Origin of the sequence: Clostridium sp. UBA2485 (assembly GCF_002341865.1) — a bacterium.
In the GTDB taxonomy this organism is placed as follows: Bacteria; Bacillota; Clostridia; order Clostridiales; family Clostridiaceae; genus Clostridium_J.
Genome location: NZ_DDOV01000119.1, coordinates 1 through 16,122, shown reverse-complemented (window position 1 = coordinate 16,122; position 16,122 = coordinate 1). Strand labels below are relative to the sequence as shown.

The following is a 16,122-nucleotide window of genomic DNA, read 5'->3' as shown; positions in this document are numbered from 1 at the left end:
AGCCTCGTATACAGTTAGTCTTACCATGTTACATATAATGTAAAAAATATATATTAATTTTTTAAAGATGAATATTAAATTAATATGCTATGATAGTCAAATTAAAAAAATCCTAATTTTTAGTTTTAATTTATAAAATATAAAAATATTATTAAAAAAATGATAATTTTAAATACATAAATTAACTGTGAATTACAAAATAATATGATAAATTACAATTTACAACAAATTTGAAAAAATAAAATAAAAATAATATAAAATGTAAATTTAGTATAAAGAAAGGAAATTTCCATACGATTAATTTAAACGTGCGATAAAAATTAAATGATGTAATATATAAAAATGTAAAGAGGTGACATGAATGGAAGTTATTGAACAGACTAATCGAACCATATTATTTGAGGAAATAAATCCTGAAAGGTTAGATTTAATCTCAATAATAGGTGACACAAAAGGTCTTAATAGTCTAAATGACGATAAGATAAAAGAAATTAATGAACATCTTCTAGTTAGAAATTTTGATGAGTTTTTAGATAAGTTTTCACCAGTTGTTTATTCTTTCTATAATGCAACAAATCAAAAAGTTATGTATACCTTAGAAAAACCAGAAAATCTACCAGAAGGGTATGTAACAGAAATTCCTATTAATCAGTCAAATGATTTTCTTAAAATGTTGTTTACATTAATTGATACAAAGAGTGCTCAAGGTATAGCAAATGTAGATTTTAAATTTGAAAACTTGCTAGATATGATATCACCAAAAAAAGTTATGGATGATATTAAACAATCAAGAAAAGAAATTCAATATTTATATTCTAAATATGAGGAACTAGATGAAGAAGATCCAAGCAAGTTGGATTTAGGAGACAAGCTTAACTACATGTTCGAAGAAGCTAGTAATAACTATAACAATGTTATGGCTATGATTCCTCTAGCTATTGAGGATATCAAAACTAGGTTACTTCTTGGACAAGAAGAAAATAAATCAGATAGTGTTGAGCTTAAAATTGGTGCATTAAGCATGGGTGAAAATGGAGAACTTAAAATATTAGAAGCTCCTAAAACTGAAGATACAGCACTAGTTGCCTTAGATGATAATGCAAATGCTGGATTAATTGAAGCTTTTGAAGAAGATTATGAAGCAGTAAATGATGTCCAAACAGATTATGTAAAAAGCTTAGTGGTAAGAACATTTTGTCCTTTAGCTTCAACTATGGAGAGTAAGATAGATGTAGAAAAAGAGGCAACAAATTATAATACATATTTAGAGTTTTATAAAAGTGCAAAAGATGACTTCATAAAAACAGTTAAACCACTAGTAGAAAAACTAATAGGAGTTAAAATGTTCTTTGATCAATATAAAACAAAGAACAAAGGTATGGTTCCATCTTTATTAGTTACTAATGTATCAGTTAATAGATTGGTTAATCCAAATAATTTACCAAGATTTAATGCTTATTTAAATACAGTAAATGATAAAAACGATTTTACTAATACAATTTGGTTTGGAATAGCTCCATCTGTTGAGTTAGAAGGAGTAAGTAAAAATAAAGTAAGAAGAGAGAGATTTAAAGGTAATGTTCAGTCAAATAAGACGGATGGAACTACTATGGAAGATTTAGCACTACTTTTAGATTGTGTAAAAAATTATCGTATTCAAGTTTTCTTTAGTTTCCAAACAGGAGAGGAAACAAGCTTTAATCATATAGCTACAGCGGGAATAGATAGATTCATAGATAAATGTTCTCCATTAATTAGAAAGGACTATAGTGAATTCGCTATACCGTGCTTACCTAACTTTACAATAATTCCAAAGGATAAATCAGGAGTTGTTCTTGATAATAGAATGATTGTAACTGACGAAGGTGTAGCTAAACTTTCTAAAGAAAAGGAAGATATATTAAAGCTTTGGATAGAAGGTGTTTATATAGGAGGAGCATATATATCAGCAGGACTTGTAGCTGCATATCAATGCCCAGAGTTTTTAAAAGAATCCTATAAAAATGTATCTTATGAATATCCAGGAGTTAGATTCGATATTGAATCCTCAGATAATTCATTAAAAGTTACAACTACACTAGCAAAAGAAATATCAGGCTTTACTAATGAAATAAAAAATTCAATAAATAGAAAGAAATTTGGATTTATATTTTCATCAGATAATGCACAGATAGATGGAAAAGATATAAAACAAATAACAGTTTATAAGGCAAGAAGTCTACTAACTGTAGGTTCAGACTTTGAGTCAATATATAAAACCTTAGTAACTACTTATATAGAAAGAATGTTACGATTCCATACTAATGACTTTAAACAAGATAATATTGTTAAGTTCTTTAGCAATAATCCAAGTAGTATGAAGAGTAAATGGTTATCTAGCAAAGGTAATATAAATTCTATTATTCAAGAGGGAGATGACATAAGCTTCTCCATAGATGAAAGTAGTGGTACTTGCAATATAGACATAATCTTCAACGGAAACGTTAAGAATTTAGAAGTTGAAATAACAACAAGTGTTGCAGGTTAACTTATAATTTAATTTTATATAATAGTTTAAGTTTAAAAACTTAAAAAATAACTAAGCAAATTGCTTTTGATAATAAATATTACCAAAAGTCAATTATAAATATAACTTATAGAAGGAGGAGAGAAAATGGGATTTAAATTAAAGGTTGAAGGTCCTGAAACTATCGATCTAGGAATCGAAAACATTCTAACAGTGGAGTTTAATACAGATACTCCAGACGATTCTAATGCACGTTCCACAGACCTTGGAACATCATTAATTATTAAAGGAAAAATATTAACACCAGTAGATGGTGAGGCTGCAGACAGTACTATAAAGTTAGCACAATGGTCACTTGTTCCAGCAGAGAAAGCAGATTGTTATAGAAATGTAGCAATAGATGTTATATCAGCATCTCAAATAGTAAGACAAATAAATCTTCCAAATGCTTTTGTGGTTGATTATGTAGAAGATTATGGTGATGAAGAAGGCGTAGGAACTTTTGAGTTACATCTTAAACAAAAGAAAGACAAAACTGCAATGGTTAAATTCGAAGGTGGATTTGGACAATAGTAAATCCTTATGAAAAATAAAATTAAAATATTTAAGGGAGTGAGAAAATGGGATTTAGAGTATTAATAGAAGGCGCTGACAAGATATCACTTGGAGTAGAAAGCGTTAAAAAGGTAGTTCTTAAAACAGATACTCCTAAAGATTCAAATGCTCGTTCAAAAGATGTTGGAAGCACTATGGTTATTAGTGGAAAAATACTAACAGCTTTAGATGGAGAAGAATTTGATAGCACAAGACAAATGGGAGTTTGGTCATTAATTCCAGCAGAAAAGGCTGATTGCTATAGAAAGGTTACTGTAGAAGTACTTTCAGCAGACCAAATTATAAGAAAGATATTCTTCCCAAATGCTTTTGTTGTAGATTATAAAGAGTATTTTGGAGATACAGAAGGAGTAGGTACTTTTGAGCTTATAATTAAGCAAAAGAAAGACAAGCTTGATAAAGTTACAATAGAAGGTGGCTACGGCGCTTAATAAAGAGCAGTAGACAAGTAAATTCTAAAGTATAAATTATGGGAGACTTAGTTCTCCTATAATTTTTAAAATTGAGGGAAAGTATGAAAAATTTTTATGAAATATTAGAGGTATCTAAAGATGCAACTAAGGATGAGATAAAAAAGTCCTTTAGAAACTTAGCTAAAAAGTATCATCCCGATACTAACATAAAAGATAAGACCTTAAGTGAAAAGTTTCAACTTATAAATGAAGCTTATAGTGTTTTAAGTGATGAGAAAAGTAGAAAAGAATATGATGAGAAAATCTTTAAAACACAAGACCCTTTAAAAAATAATAGGGAAAAGAAAAAGGGTAATACATATAGTAAAAAAACTGGAGATATTAAAGATGCTATGGAGAATTTAAATAGCAAATTTGAAGAATTCTTTGGGTTTAATGGAAACACCAGTGAAGTAAGAGATGATTTTTTAAAAAAGGATTCAAAAAATCCTATGGACACTTCTGCAATTTTCAATAGCTTTTTTAACTCAAAAAAGAAGTAACGGAGTGAATTACTTTGAATCATGAAAAGATAAAAAATAAAGATAAGAAAATATTAAAAGTAATAGAAATAATAAATTTATTTATGGGAATAATTCTTACCCTAATAGGGGTTTTAATATATGTAACAATAGAATCACAAGAAATTAAAACCATACTTATAACAGGGTTAGTGATAATAGGAATAATATTTTTTATTAAGATAATTGAAGGTATAGATAGGCCATATGATGCTCATTCAATTAAATCCATAGTTTTAGTAAATGAAGATAATCAAATTATAAAAGAGTGGAATTTATCAGAAAAAGTATCAATGGTAATTGGTAAAAGTAATAAAGAAAACAAAGTAGATATAGATTTAAGTGAATCTATATACTCTAATTTAATAGATTATGAACATGCAGTATTAAATTATGCAGGGGGAGAATGGTATATAGAAGATCTATGCTCAGTTAATGAAATATCTATAGAAAAGAAAGAAGACAATATTGTTTATAAAGTAGCAAAATATAGTCCCTGTACCATAAAAAAAGGAGACATATTATTTGTTGGGAAAATTAAGCTTTTACTTAGATGAAATGGAGTGATTTAAAATGGGACTTATNNAGATGTGAAAATGGTCATATGTTTAGTGAGAGACGTTATGGGACTTTATGCCCATATTGTAACATAGAAACTGCTTCAAAAAAGAGTAATGAAGTTACTTCCCAAAAGGAATTGGACATAGAAACAGATCTTTTATATGAAGAAATTGAACCAGTCTGTGGATGGCTTGTATGCATTGAAGGAGCAAGAGTAGGTAAAGATTATAAAATTAAAGCAGGAAAAAACTTCATAGGTAGAGCAGATGACATGGACATACAAATAATTGGGGATAATAAGGTTTCTCTTAGAAATCATGCAATTGTTGTATATGATCAAAAGAAGAAAAACAATGTATTGCTGCCAGGAGATTCATCAGGAATTGCTTACTTAAATGGGGATGCAGCTTATATGCCAACAGAACTAACAGCTTATGATGTAATTGAACTTGGAAAAAGCAAGTTTTTATTTGTACCATTCTGTGGAGAACATTTTGAATGGGAAGATAATGATTAGAGGTAATTACTATGATGGATTTAATTAAAAGTAATTACTATATTTTATTAGCTGTTCTTATAAGCTTATTAATTTTTCTTATATTATTAAAAATTTATTTGCTTAAAATATACAAAAAAGAAATTATACAGGTAGAAGCAGCATGTACCATAGGTAGGGAAGAAGTGCAAGAGGATAGCTTTAAAGTGGTAACTTCAAATTTTGGAACTCTTGCAGTTTTAGCAGATGGATTTGGAAAGAATAGGGGAGGGAAAATATCTAGCAAAGTAGCAGTTAATACTTTTATAGATATTTTTTTAAATCATAGAACTTCAGGAAAAATGGAATATTTTTTTAATAAAGCATTTAGTTCTTCCAATAGAGAAATTTTAAATAGAATTAATGGTAGTTATGGAGGCACTAGCTTAGTAAGTGCGGCAATAATAGATGGATTTCTCTATTACGCTATGGTAGGAGATACGATTATAGCAGTTTTAAGAGATGATGAACTTTTTAAAGTAAATGAAGGACATACTTTAGATGTTTTAGCAAAACAAGGGTTTTATGAGGGAAAACTTTCCAGGGAAATGGCATTATCCGCTGTTAATGAGAGAAAACTTTTATATTATCTTGGTATGGAGGAATTTAAAAACTTTGAAATTTTTGATACTCCTATAAAGATGAAAAAGAATGACATTATTATTTTAATGAATAGAGGTATTTATGAAGCTTTAACATGGGCTGATATAGAAAGCACTATTAAGGATAATAATTTTTCTGGTATAGGAGAGAAAATAATAGATAAAATAGATAATTTGCAAAAAGAGGATAAATATAATGGGGCTATTATACTTATGAAATACTTATAACTATAAAGAGGTTTAGAGGTGAAAGAATGAGAAAATTAAATTCAAAATTCAAGACTGCTTTTGTATCAGAGGCAGGCACGTTTTTACAAAATAAAGATTACTTTGCGTTTATAGAATTAGATGATTATGCATGTTATGTAATAGCAGATGGTATAGATGATGATAATAAATTAGAAAGTGCTAAAATGGCTGTTACAAGTATTATAAGAAGTTTCACTGAAAAACCTACTATGAAAAAAAGATTTATAAAAAAGTACCTAAAGGAAGCTAATGAAGAACTTTCTTCAGCTGGTATTTATACAAAGTTAAAGGCATCTATAACGGTGGTTGTAACAGATTATGTGAAGGTTAGATATGCCGTAGCTGGAAATACAAGATTTCATTTGTTTAGAGATGGAGCTTTAAGATATAAAAGTAATGATCAGTCTCTTACACAAGTTTTAGCAAATAAAGAAGAGGTTTCTGTAGATAAGATAGCAACTCACAGTGAGAGAAATAACTTATATTGTTATTTAGGACAAGATGAATTAAGAGAACCGTACATATCAAAGAAAATAAAGTTAATAGATGGAGATATTATTACCCTTATTACAAGGGGAATATGGGAAAACATAGATGAAAAAGAAATAGAAGATGCCATTGATGAGGCAAAAGAACCAAAAGAGTTAGCAAATAGTGTTGAAGATATGTTGTTATCAAAACAGCTTAAGGACATAGAGAATTATACTATAGCAGGAATTTTTATAGATAAAACTTATAGGAATCCTAATAGAGAAAAGATTATAAAAAAGATAATAAGTATAGCTATACCTATACTTATAATTTTAATTATTTCCGGGGTGATTTTTAATATACAAAGAAAGAAGAAGAAAGACAATATAGAAAATATGAATGGCTATAAAGTAAGTGCAGTAAAATATGTGGACAATGGTAATATAACTAAAGCCAATGAAGAATATAAAAAAGCCTTGGAAATAGCCACAAAATATAAATTGAAAGATGAAAAGAAAAGTTTAGATAGATATTGTAAATTTACAGAAATTATAATTGATGCAGATAACAAATTAAAGGATAAAAAGCAAGAAGAGGCTTTAGATGGATATTTAAATGCTTCAGATGAAATGGATGAGGTTGATAATTTAGCTAAAGATTATGTATTGGACAAGCTAGATTTAGTTAGAAACTCTATAAAAGTAATGGATTTATTATACTTAGGAGATACAAACTTAGACCTTAAAAATATAGGTGAAGCAGAGAAACTTTATAAAGAAGCAAAGACCTTAGCAACAGATCTTCATTTAAACGAAGAAAGAAAAGAAGCAATGGAAAAATTAGATAAGATTTATGAAGAGAAAGCAGAAAAACAAAAAGAAAATAAAGAAGCAGAAGAAAAGAAAAAGAAAGAAGAAGAAGATAAGAAAAAAGAAAAAGATGAGAAAGAAAAAGAGAAACTAGAAATTGAAGATAAGGCTGTAAATCACATTAAACAAGGAGATACAAGCTATAGCGCAGGAGATTATGTTGGGGCTAAAATGTATTATATTATGGCAAAACAGCTTTATGATCAAATAGGCTCTAATATTTTTTCAACTGAATTAAACAGCAAGATAAAACTTATGGATAAGAAAATAGATGAAAGTTCCAGCAGAAAATCTAAAGCAGATAGATATCAAAGGGATGGAGACGAAAAAAATATCAAAGGTAATTTTAAAGAGGCAAAGGTACTATATACTTTAGCAAAAGAATTATATGAAAAAGAGGGCCTTAAGGAAGAAGTAAAAAAGATAGATGAAAAGCTAGAAATGATAAATAAGGATTTAGATAAGGAATTGAGTAAGGAATAGGGAGAAAAAATGAAAAATGAGATTTATGAAAAGCTAAATAATATTGAGAATTTAGAAGATAGATTGATTTTAAAAAAGATTTTAAGCGGTGTATTTATGTCTTTAGAGGAGTATACAGAAAATAGATTCAATGATTTGGAAGAAAGAGTTTTTAATGAGATTGAAGATATAAAAGGAAAGTATAATGTATTCTCTACCATAGCAAAACGGGAAGAATTAGATCCAACTAATGAATTTTTGTATCCTATATTAAAAGAAGATATGGAAGAAAGCATATATGAGGTGGAGGAATTTTTAAATTCCTTAAGAGAAAATCAACCTATGACTATGTTTAAGGTATTTTTAAAGTGTGACTATTTAATGGTTAAAGATATACTTAACAGTAAAAAAACTTTCAAAGGTATTATTGAGACAAATAAAAATACATATGAAGCTTATTTTTCTTTAAAAGAAAACAAGGAATATATAAAAAAGCTCAATGAACTTTATAAGATGTTTATAAATAATAACATTCCATGGACTACAATAAACAATCCTTATATATATAAAATAGCTAATGTAGTTTTAATAAACTGTAAAGAAGATATAGGTGAAGATGAAAATATAAATAAAATTTCCATAGACTTTGAAGAATGTGAGGAATTCATTGAGTATGATATGGTTCCTCTTTGGAATATAAAAGAGATTTCTCTTAAAAGTCTCGGTTTCCCAATGCCTTGTGAGGATAAGATTAATTATGAACATATGATATCCATTGAAAAGGAAAGGGGAAATCATGGATACTTAGTTAATTATGAAGGTAATAATATTCAATATGTAAAGTTTATGAAAGATTCAATAGTTATATGCTCCTCAGAAGAAGAGGGCAGAAAATGGGATGTGTATAAAATTATTTCTAAAAATACCTCGTCTATAGATATCTATAACTATGAACTTATGTCTAACGAGGTGGACTCTAGTTTTATTGGAAAATTATCATTAAATAACAAATGCAATGTAAAAACCAAGGCAGAATTAGAGAGAATTATAAAGTCCTTTAAGGTATCTAAATATCTAGAATTTAAATATTTAGAGCTAAATGAAGAAAAAGAGGACAAAACCAATTTTGAAAATCAAGCCAAAACTTCAGAGAGCTACAATATGAATGAATTTATTCTTGATGAAATAAGAGATGGAGATAGAGGAAAGGTATTAGCTCTCTATTTTAGAGCAAAGGACAATAATTTTTATTTAAACAGAGACATACTAAGTTTTCTAGTATCAGAAATTCAATTGTTTTATCCAGAGTATCATTGTGAAGGAAGATTAATATGAATTACATTTGGGATATATTATTAAAAGCAGATAAAGAGAACATACCTAGAGAAGAAGTTCAATTTACATTAGCTAAGGTATCTAGCCCATACATGGAAATTGCTTTTACAGATATTAATACTAGCTCTTTACCAGAAGATAAGGTTGTAGAGGTTAATCCTTATTATAGATTTTATGATATATTTAAAGACTTATTTGATGTCAACATAGAGGAAAGCAGCCAGTTAAGAGAAGTGTTATTTGATATAGTGATTCATTATCTAGGAAGATTAGATTTAAATCAAGGTATAAGCAAAGAAGAGTTTTATAAAAAGTTTATTATGAAAGATATAAAAAATGGATTCTTTGGAGAGGAATTATATTTAAATATTAAGCACTTTAAAAAAGATGAACTAGACTACATATTAACTGGGCTTATTACTTTATATAAAACAGGAGCATCTCTACACTTATTTAATAAAATACTAAACAAAGTATTTAAAAATAACAGAGTATATATAAATCAAGATAATCCAAAAGAAATGTATATATATTTAGGCAGACGCAAAACTCAGGAGTTAAATAAAAAAATAGAAACTATAATAAAACTATTTTTGCCTATAAATACTAATGCATTTATATATTGGAATCAACACTTTGGAATTTTAGGTGCTGAAAATACCATGATACTTGATGAAATCATTATGATGTAAAACTTAAGGAGGTAAAATGGCTTCGTATTCATATAAATTATATAAAGATAATAGAAAAGAAAAAGATAATAAAAATACATATAAAGAAAAAGACCTTAAGCTTATGACTACCTTCCAACTAAGAGAAATATGCATTAAAGAGAAAATAGTAAAGAGCTTAGTTAATCCCTTAGATAAAGAAGAATTAATAAAGCTTATAATGAAATACCGTGGAGAAGAAGATAGCCTTCTTATAAGCGAGCTTAGAGAAGGTGGGCTAGAGAGAATAGAAAGATTTTTAAAAAAATCAGAAAAGCTTGTATTAGAAGATAAAAAAATAGAGTATCCAGGGAAGTTAACAATATATAAGGGACTTAATACTGAGATATATGATGGATATAAAATAGAAAGCAAAGATAAATTAGAAGAAGCAAATATGCTTTTAGTAGATGGCGATTTTAAAATTTGCAGTATATTTAATGTTAAAAAAATAAATGAATGTGGAGAAAATAAATATTTTTTGATAAATAATGGAGATATTCCATCAGAAGAATCAATAGTTAAAAATTATAGCTTACTTTATTTTGAAAAGGAAGAATCAGAACTTATTTATAACATTTATGAAGGAAACAAAGACATAACAAAGGGATTTATAAAGTTTCACTCATTACCTATATTGCAATTTGAAATAAAAGAAGTAGAAGAAACCTCAATGCCACTTGCTATAGATTTTGGAACATCTAATACTACAGCAGGTATCTATATAAATAAAGAAAAATTTTTATCACTGAATAATAGAGATGAGTCTAATGAGGATGCGAATAAAAGTCAAGTAAGACTTGTGGAAATTTTAGACACAACTAAGGACTATGGAAAAGTAACACCACTTATTCCAAGTGTAGTAGCTATAAGAAGTATAGGAGAAGAAAATATAGAATACATGTTTGCTTATGATGCAATTAAAGAATCCAAAAGAAGCTATATAGATGATGGATTAACTATATTTTACGATATTAAAAGATGGGTAAGTGATTTTGAAAAAGTTGAAAAAGTAGTAGATAAAAATGGTAAAGTCACATTTATAGCAAGAAAATATATTATAAAAGCATATTTAACTTATATAATATCCCAGGCAAACCAAAGATTCAAATGTAAATTTAAGCACATATATATATCTTGTCCATCAAAACAGAAATATAAATTCCATAGTTTGTTTAAAGAAATACTAAATGATTATGTAGTTGAAGAAGAAAATATTTTAGATGAAAGTGCAGCAGTTCTCTATAACACTATATCTGAATTAATAGAAAAAAAGAACTATGTTCAGGGTGAGGAATATAAAGCTCTAATAATAGATTGTGGAGGGGGAACCACTGACCTTTCAGCTTGTAATTTTACCATATACAATAATAGAGTTTCTTATGAACTAAATATAGAAACCTCCTATGAAAATGGAGATACGGATTTTGGAGGTAATAATCTTACCTTTAGAATAATGCAGTTTATAAAGATTTTAATGGCTAAAGAGTTATCTAAAAATAATGCCATGATAAATAAGACTATAATGGATGAGTTTGATATAGACATATTTAGGTCTATAGATAAATACGGAATAGAAAAAGTATATGAGCTATTAAATGAAGAGTATGAAAAGGCAGAAGAGATAATTCCTACTAAATTTAAACTTTATGAATGCAAGCGAAAAGAAGAATATTACAAGGTGAAAAGCAACTATTATTTCTTATTTGAACTAGCAGAGCAGGTAAAAAAGAAATTCTTTAGTGATCCTAGTCTTTTAAAATTGAATTTAACATCAAAAGATAGTGAAGGCGTAAATGAAGATACTATAAGGTTTGATAAGTGGAAGCTTTCTTATATATATAACGGCAAACTTCAAATAGTGAAAGATGCTCCCAATATAGATATAAGTGTATATGAAATAAACACTTTACTTAAGGGAGATATATATAACATAATAAAGAGTTTTTTAGAAAATCTCTATGAGAACAATGAGCTTTTTGATTACTCAATAATAAAATTAACTGGACAATCATGTAGGGTTGAAATATTTAAGGATGCCTTAAAGGAATTTATCCCTGGAAAAGTTATTCAAGTTAAGAGAAATAAAAAGGATACTAAGGAGAACTATGACCTAAAACTTGCTTGTATTAATGGATCACTTAAGTATTTACATGCTAAGAATTTTGGATATGCTGATATAAAAATAGATATAAAAACTCCAGCACTTCCTTATATTATAAGTGGTTATACCCATGAGGGGGAAGAAAAAAGCTTAATTAAAGGCAGAGATAAAACTAAGGGACATATATCTAGATTTATGGAAAATGTCATGGAAAAGGTGACTTTAAAGATATATCTAAAGGATATACACGGACAAATAAGATACGAATACGACTATGAAACAGAAGAAGAAAATTTAAAACCCATATTACCAGAGGAAATAGAGAAAATGTATGATGGCGTTATTGCTCAGCAGGATACAGATAGTATTGTAAACAACGAAGTAAAATTCTTTGTTTGGGCAAAGGAAGAACTATGGGGATTTTATGTCACTTCAGTTTTAAGACATAATGAGAAACTCTATATAGGTAAAGATAAATTTTATCCTTTTGAAAATGACCAGTGGGAGAAAAATTTCTTTGATGGACTTAAGTAGCCTTAAGTTAAGTATTGAGAACTAAAACAAATATGGAGGAGAATCATGGATAATGAAAAAGCATTGAATTACATAAAAAGTGCATGGGGGTTAGCAATAGCATGTAGTTTAATAACATTATTAGGAATAACAATATCAGTTCTGGGAAATAACAATTTTTTAGGATTAAGTTTATACGGTTTAATAGATGTAGTTCTTTTATTAGGATTGGGTTTTGGAGTATATAAAAAAAGTAGAGTATGTGCAGTGATACTATTCATTTATTTTACATTAGGTAAGCTATATATGTTGAGTAGCGGTATGAGTAATATTGGAGGCCTTATAATAAGCATTGCTTTTGGAACATGTTATTTCCAGGGAATAAGGGGAACAATACATTATCACAAAAATAAAAAGATAGAAATCAATGAAGACTTACATAAATTTTAAATAAATTAAATATATTCTAAGTCATATTATAGGGTCCATTAATGAAAATTTAACTTATGCNNATTATTAATTCTTAATTTCTAAGGATTTAAGCTATTTTTATAGAAAATTTATTTTCCAGAGTATATATTAAGTTTTCGCATTGTATCTCTATAATTTAGGAGGTGAGAAGCTGTGTTTTCAAATACATATCCACTATTTAAACCGGGAAGAATTTTGAAGATTGAAATGCTAGAAGAACTTAGAGATTTCCCAAGAGAAGTTTTAGATATAAGTTTTAAAGAATATTCTAATGGAATAATTTCAGGATGCAGTATAGAGGTAAATAATGATTACATAATTGTGACTAAAGGCATAATAAAGCATCAAGATATGATTTATATACTAAAGGAAAACTATACTATTCCATATGAATCAACTAACCAAGTTCAAGTATTAAAAATAAGATTCTTGGGAGAAACCATAAATAAGGATTTCATTAAATTAGAGTCTGAAATATTTTTAGATGACAACTTACAAATAAATATAGATGAAATGGAGCTTTGCAGATTTAAGCTAAAAAAGGGAGCTAGGCTTAGAAATAATTATGTAGATTTTAGGGATATGTCAACGGAGTATGACACAGTGAATACAATAAATGCACCTTATTCAGCTTATGGTGAAAGCAGTTTAAATCCTGATATTTTAAGACAATTTGGAAGGCAATTAGTAAGTTCCAACGTTAGTGAAGCATGGGACATATCCTTTGGAATGACTTGTATTCAAAGTAGGGATACTGTTCAAAAAGAAATAATCACGAGCTATTTATTATACAAATTAGGTATTGAGAAAAAGGATTACTCCAATGAAGAATTATATCTTTATCTTTTAGATGTATTAAATAGGGAAAATAATGGACAAGCCGGTAGTGAACGTAGAAAAAGCGGAAAATTTAAGACTATACTTATAGATTAGCAAATAATAATGTTTAAAAATCCAAGTATCATTATAAATTTTTCAAGAATTTAATCTTTAATTGTGAAAATATAGGAGGATGGGAAAAGTGGATAAGAGAGTTGATGAGAAAATCTTAGATTTTATAAATGAAGCGGAAAAGAGAGAAGAAAAAAGAGATATATGTAATGGCACAGTAAAAATCGGAGAGAGATATTATGAGTTTGAAGAGAAAGAATTCTTTGACGAAAAGTTAAAAATATATATTCCAAAAGATTTTGAGGATATGCCGTTAGAAGTAAGAAAATTTAAATATCCATCAGAAAGTCGTCCAGAAATAATAAAGAGCAATGAAGATGGAAGTATAGCAGTAACCTTAAATATTATTGATAGTCCACTAGATGAGGAAAGTGTAGAAGAATTAAAAGACGGAATGAAGACTATTATAAGAAAAACTAATCCATCTAATGTATTTTATGAAGATGGTGTTGTAAATATTGATTCTAAAAATATAGGATATTTTGAGTTTAAGAGTTCAGCAATAGATGATTTTTTATATAATTTAATGTTCTTTCTTGAATTTGAAGAAAAGACTTTAATGGGAACTTTTAGCTGCTTGTATAAAAACTATGAGGACTGGAGAGATGTTGCATTTCAAATTGTTAACACTATAAGAGTGGTAAAGGAAGAGAATGGAGATGAAGTTTAATGAGTGGGGAATACATGTATACTCAGGGAGACATTTTAGTAGCACCTTATAAGTTTCAAAAAATAACAAAACTAAAGATAACTAGAGAAGTGAATGAGCATGCAAAGCTTTATATAAGTGGAATCATTGATGAAGAAAATGCAGACAAATATGTTGAAACAGCAGATGCTGATACGAACATTGCACTATCAGTAAAAGACGACAAAAATTCTGTAACTCATGTCTTTCAAGGAGTAGTTACTAACATTCAAGTTAATGCAAATAGAGAGGTTAGAACTTTGGAGATAGAAGCCTTAAGTAGAACTTTTCTTATGGATATAAGCAAAAAAAGCAGAACATTCCAAAATGAAAGTTCAGGCTATAAGGATGTCTTTAATATTGTAAACACTGGATATAAAAGTATTCAAATGCTAGATAAGATTACTAATGGAACTAAAATAGATAAATTCATAGTTCAGTATAAAGAAACAGATTGGGAATTTATAAAAAGATTAGCTTCACATTTTAATGTACCAGTAGTGCCAGAATGCCAATTAGAAAATATAAGATATTCAATAGGAAATTCAGGATGTTGTAAAACATATAAGCTTGATGAATTTAACTACTCAATAAAGAAGGAATTACAAGAATATAAGCTTAAATCAGGAAATGGTGTTAATGGCTTAAATGATGTAAATTTAATAAGCTATGAAGTGATAACAAACCAAATAATGTATTTACACAATTTAGTTAATTTTAAAGGCAGGAGCCTTTATATATACAAGTCAGAAATGGAACTTGTAAATGGTGTAATTTCGAACAAATATGTTTTGAGAGATGCAAAAGGAATAAAAGTAAGAAAAATTTATAATGACAAGATAGTGGGTATATCTTTAGAAGGAAATATTTTAGATACAAAAAATGATGTGGTTAAAATTAATCTAAAAATAGATGGAGGCCAAAATAAAGGTGGATCAAGATGGTTTCCTTACTCCACAGTTTATTCATCACCAGATGGTACAGGCTGGTACTGTATGCCTGAGGTTGGAGATGCTATAAGATTATATTTCCCGGATAATGAAGAAAAAAATGCATATGCAATAAGCTCAGTAAATCTTCAATCAAGTGATTCTAAAAAACGAAGCGATCCTTCTGTAAAAAGTCTTGGTACAAAGTATGGTAAAGAAGTAGTAATGAAACCAGGAGCAGTTGAAATAATAGGAAATGGTAATTTGCTTATGAGATTAACAGATGATGGCGGAATAGAAGTTAAGAGTGATAAAAAAATAGTGCTGGATGCCAAAGAGGATATTGAGATAACTGGAGGCGGAAAAGTATCTATTCAAGGAAGCAGTGGAGTTGATTTAACTCAAGCAGGAGCTAACGTGAAGATACAAGACAATGTAACAATGAGCGGCGGAAAAGTTAAAATCGAGTAAATCCAATTAAACGAATTTCTTTAATAAACTTTGTAGCGGCGAGCAGTGTTCGCCACTCTCCCACCTCTGGGGATTTATCAATGCACAATGCACAGTTCACAATTCAC

General features: G+C 28.3%; 15 protein-coding genes. All 15 read left to right on the top strand.

Annotation, left to right across the window (positions count from 1 at the left end; genetic code table 11):
• Positions 1-361 precede the first annotated feature (361 nt).
• The 15 genes from B3603_RS22065 to B3603_RS21995 all read left to right on the top strand — a co-directional run bounded on the left by B3603_RS22065 (position 362) and on the right by B3603_RS21995 (position 16,015).
• Positions 362-2,527: a transcriptional regulator gene (locus tag B3603_RS22065; RefSeq protein WP_291569011.1), complete on the top strand. Its 2,166-nt coding sequence runs from the start codon at positions 362-364 to the stop codon at positions 2,525-2,527.
• Between the two features lie 126 nt (positions 2,528-2,653).
• Positions 2,654-3,079 carry a membrane-associated protease 1 gene (locus tag B3603_RS22060; protein WP_291569010.1) on the top strand — a complete coding sequence of 142 codons (426 nt, stop codon included), beginning with the start codon at positions 2,654-2,656 and terminating at the stop codon, positions 3,077-3,079.
• 47 nt (positions 3,080-3,126) lie between these two features.
• On the top strand, positions 3,127-3,552 hold the full coding sequence (locus B3603_RS22055; RefSeq protein WP_291569009.1) for a membrane-associated protease 1: 426 nt from the start codon (positions 3,127-3,129) through the stop codon (positions 3,550-3,552).
• A gap of 83 nt (positions 3,553-3,635) precedes the next feature.
• Positions 3,636-4,076, top strand: a complete 441-nt coding sequence (locus B3603_RS22050) for a J domain-containing protein (protein WP_291569008.1) — start codon at positions 3,636-3,638, stop codon at positions 4,074-4,076.
• 14 nt (positions 4,077-4,090) lie between these two features.
• Entirely contained in the window at positions 4,091-4,651 is a 561-nt protein-coding gene (locus tag B3603_RS22045; RefSeq protein ID WP_291569007.1) for an FHA domain-containing protein, read from the top strand.
• Positions 4,648-5,172: an FHA domain-containing protein gene (locus B3603_RS22040; protein ID WP_291569006.1), complete on the top strand. Its 525-nt coding sequence runs from the start codon at positions 4,648-4,650 to the stop codon at positions 5,170-5,172. Before B3603_RS22045 ends, B3603_RS22040 begins: the two co-directional genes overlap by 4 nt.
• 11 nt (positions 5,173-5,183) lie before the next feature.
• Entirely contained in the window at positions 5,184-6,020 is an 837-nt protein-coding gene (locus B3603_RS22035) for a PP2C family protein-serine/threonine phosphatase (protein ID WP_291569005.1), read from the top strand.
• Positions 6,021-6,046: 26 nt separating this feature from the next.
• On the top strand, positions 6,047-7,864 hold the full coding sequence (locus B3603_RS22030) for a PP2C family protein-serine/threonine phosphatase (RefSeq protein ID WP_291569004.1): 1,818 nt from the start codon (positions 6,047-6,049) through the stop codon (positions 7,862-7,864).
• 9 nt (positions 7,865-7,873) lie between these two features.
• Positions 7,874-9,178 carry a normocyte-binding protein gene (locus B3603_RS22025; protein WP_291569003.1) on the top strand — a complete coding sequence of 435 codons (1,305 nt, stop codon included), beginning with the start codon at positions 7,874-7,876 and terminating at the stop codon, positions 9,176-9,178.
• Positions 9,175-9,870, top strand: a complete 696-nt coding sequence (locus tag B3603_RS22020; protein ID WP_291569002.1) for a hypothetical protein — start codon at positions 9,175-9,177, stop codon at positions 9,868-9,870. The genes B3603_RS22025 and B3603_RS22020 overlap by 4 nt, the downstream gene beginning before the upstream one ends.
• Before the next feature lie 16 nt (positions 9,871-9,886).
• Complete coding sequence (locus tag B3603_RS22015; RefSeq protein ID WP_291569001.1) at positions 9,887-12,526, top strand: molecular chaperone; 2,640 nt, start codon at positions 9,887-9,889, stop codon at positions 12,524-12,526.
• 45 nt (positions 12,527-12,571) lie between these two features.
• Positions 12,572-12,955, top strand: a complete 384-nt coding sequence (locus B3603_RS22010) for a hypothetical protein (RefSeq protein ID WP_291569000.1) — start codon at positions 12,572-12,574, stop codon at positions 12,953-12,955.
• Between the two features lie 174 nt (positions 12,956-13,129).
• Entirely contained in the window at positions 13,130-13,909 is a 780-nt protein-coding gene (locus B3603_RS22005) for a hypothetical protein (RefSeq protein WP_291568999.1), read from the top strand.
• Positions 13,910-13,997: 88 nt separating this feature from the next.
• Positions 13,998-14,597 carry a hypothetical protein gene (locus B3603_RS22000; RefSeq protein WP_291568998.1) on the top strand — a complete coding sequence of 200 codons (600 nt, stop codon included), beginning with the start codon at positions 13,998-14,000 and terminating at the stop codon, positions 14,595-14,597.
• A complete protein-coding gene (locus B3603_RS21995; RefSeq protein WP_291568997.1) occupies positions 14,597-16,015 on the top strand; it encodes a contractile injection system protein, VgrG/Pvc8 family in 1,419 nt (472 codons plus the stop codon). Before B3603_RS22000 ends, B3603_RS21995 begins: the two co-directional genes overlap by 1 nt.
• The last annotated feature ends 107 nt before the right edge of the window (positions 16,016-16,122 follow it).

What these genes read in the sequence shown, in the direction of transcription:
- B3603_RS22055 (WP_291569009.1), top strand. Translation starts at nt 3,127, where the DNA reads ATGGGATTTAGAGTATTAATAGAAGGCGCTGACAAGATATCACTTGGA.
- B3603_RS22025 (WP_291569003.1), top strand. Translation starts at nt 7,874, where the DNA reads ATGAAAAATGAGATTTATGAAAAGCTAAATAATATTGAGAATTTAGAA.
- B3603_RS22010 (WP_291569000.1), top strand. Translation starts at nt 12,572, where the DNA reads ATGGATAATGAAAAAGCATTGAATTACATAAAAAGTGCATGGGGGTTA.
- B3603_RS22020 (WP_291569002.1), top strand. Translation starts at nt 9,175, where the DNA reads ATGAATTACATTTGGGATATATTATTAAAAGCAGATAAAGAGAACATA.
- B3603_RS22035 (WP_291569005.1), top strand. Translation starts at nt 5,184, where the DNA reads ATGATGGATTTAATTAAAAGTAATTACTATATTTTATTAGCTGTTCTT.
- B3603_RS22030 (WP_291569004.1), top strand. Translation starts at nt 6,047, where the DNA reads ATGAGAAAATTAAATTCAAAATTCAAGACTGCTTTTGTATCAGAGGCA.
- B3603_RS21995 (WP_291568997.1), top strand. Translation starts at nt 14,597, where the DNA reads ATGAGTGGGGAATACATGTATACTCAGGGAGACATTTTAGTAGCACCT.
- B3603_RS22060 (WP_291569010.1), top strand. Translation starts at nt 2,654, where the DNA reads ATGGGATTTAAATTAAAGGTTGAAGGTCCTGAAACTATCGATCTAGGA.
- B3603_RS22065 (WP_291569011.1), top strand. Translation starts at nt 362, where the DNA reads ATGGAAGTTATTGAACAGACTAATCGAACCATATTATTTGAGGAAATA.
- B3603_RS22050 (WP_291569008.1), top strand. Translation starts at nt 3,636, where the DNA reads ATGAAAAATTTTTATGAAATATTAGAGGTATCTAAAGATGCAACTAAG.
- B3603_RS22015 (WP_291569001.1), top strand. Translation starts at nt 9,887, where the DNA reads ATGGCTTCGTATTCATATAAATTATATAAAGATAATAGAAAAGAAAAA.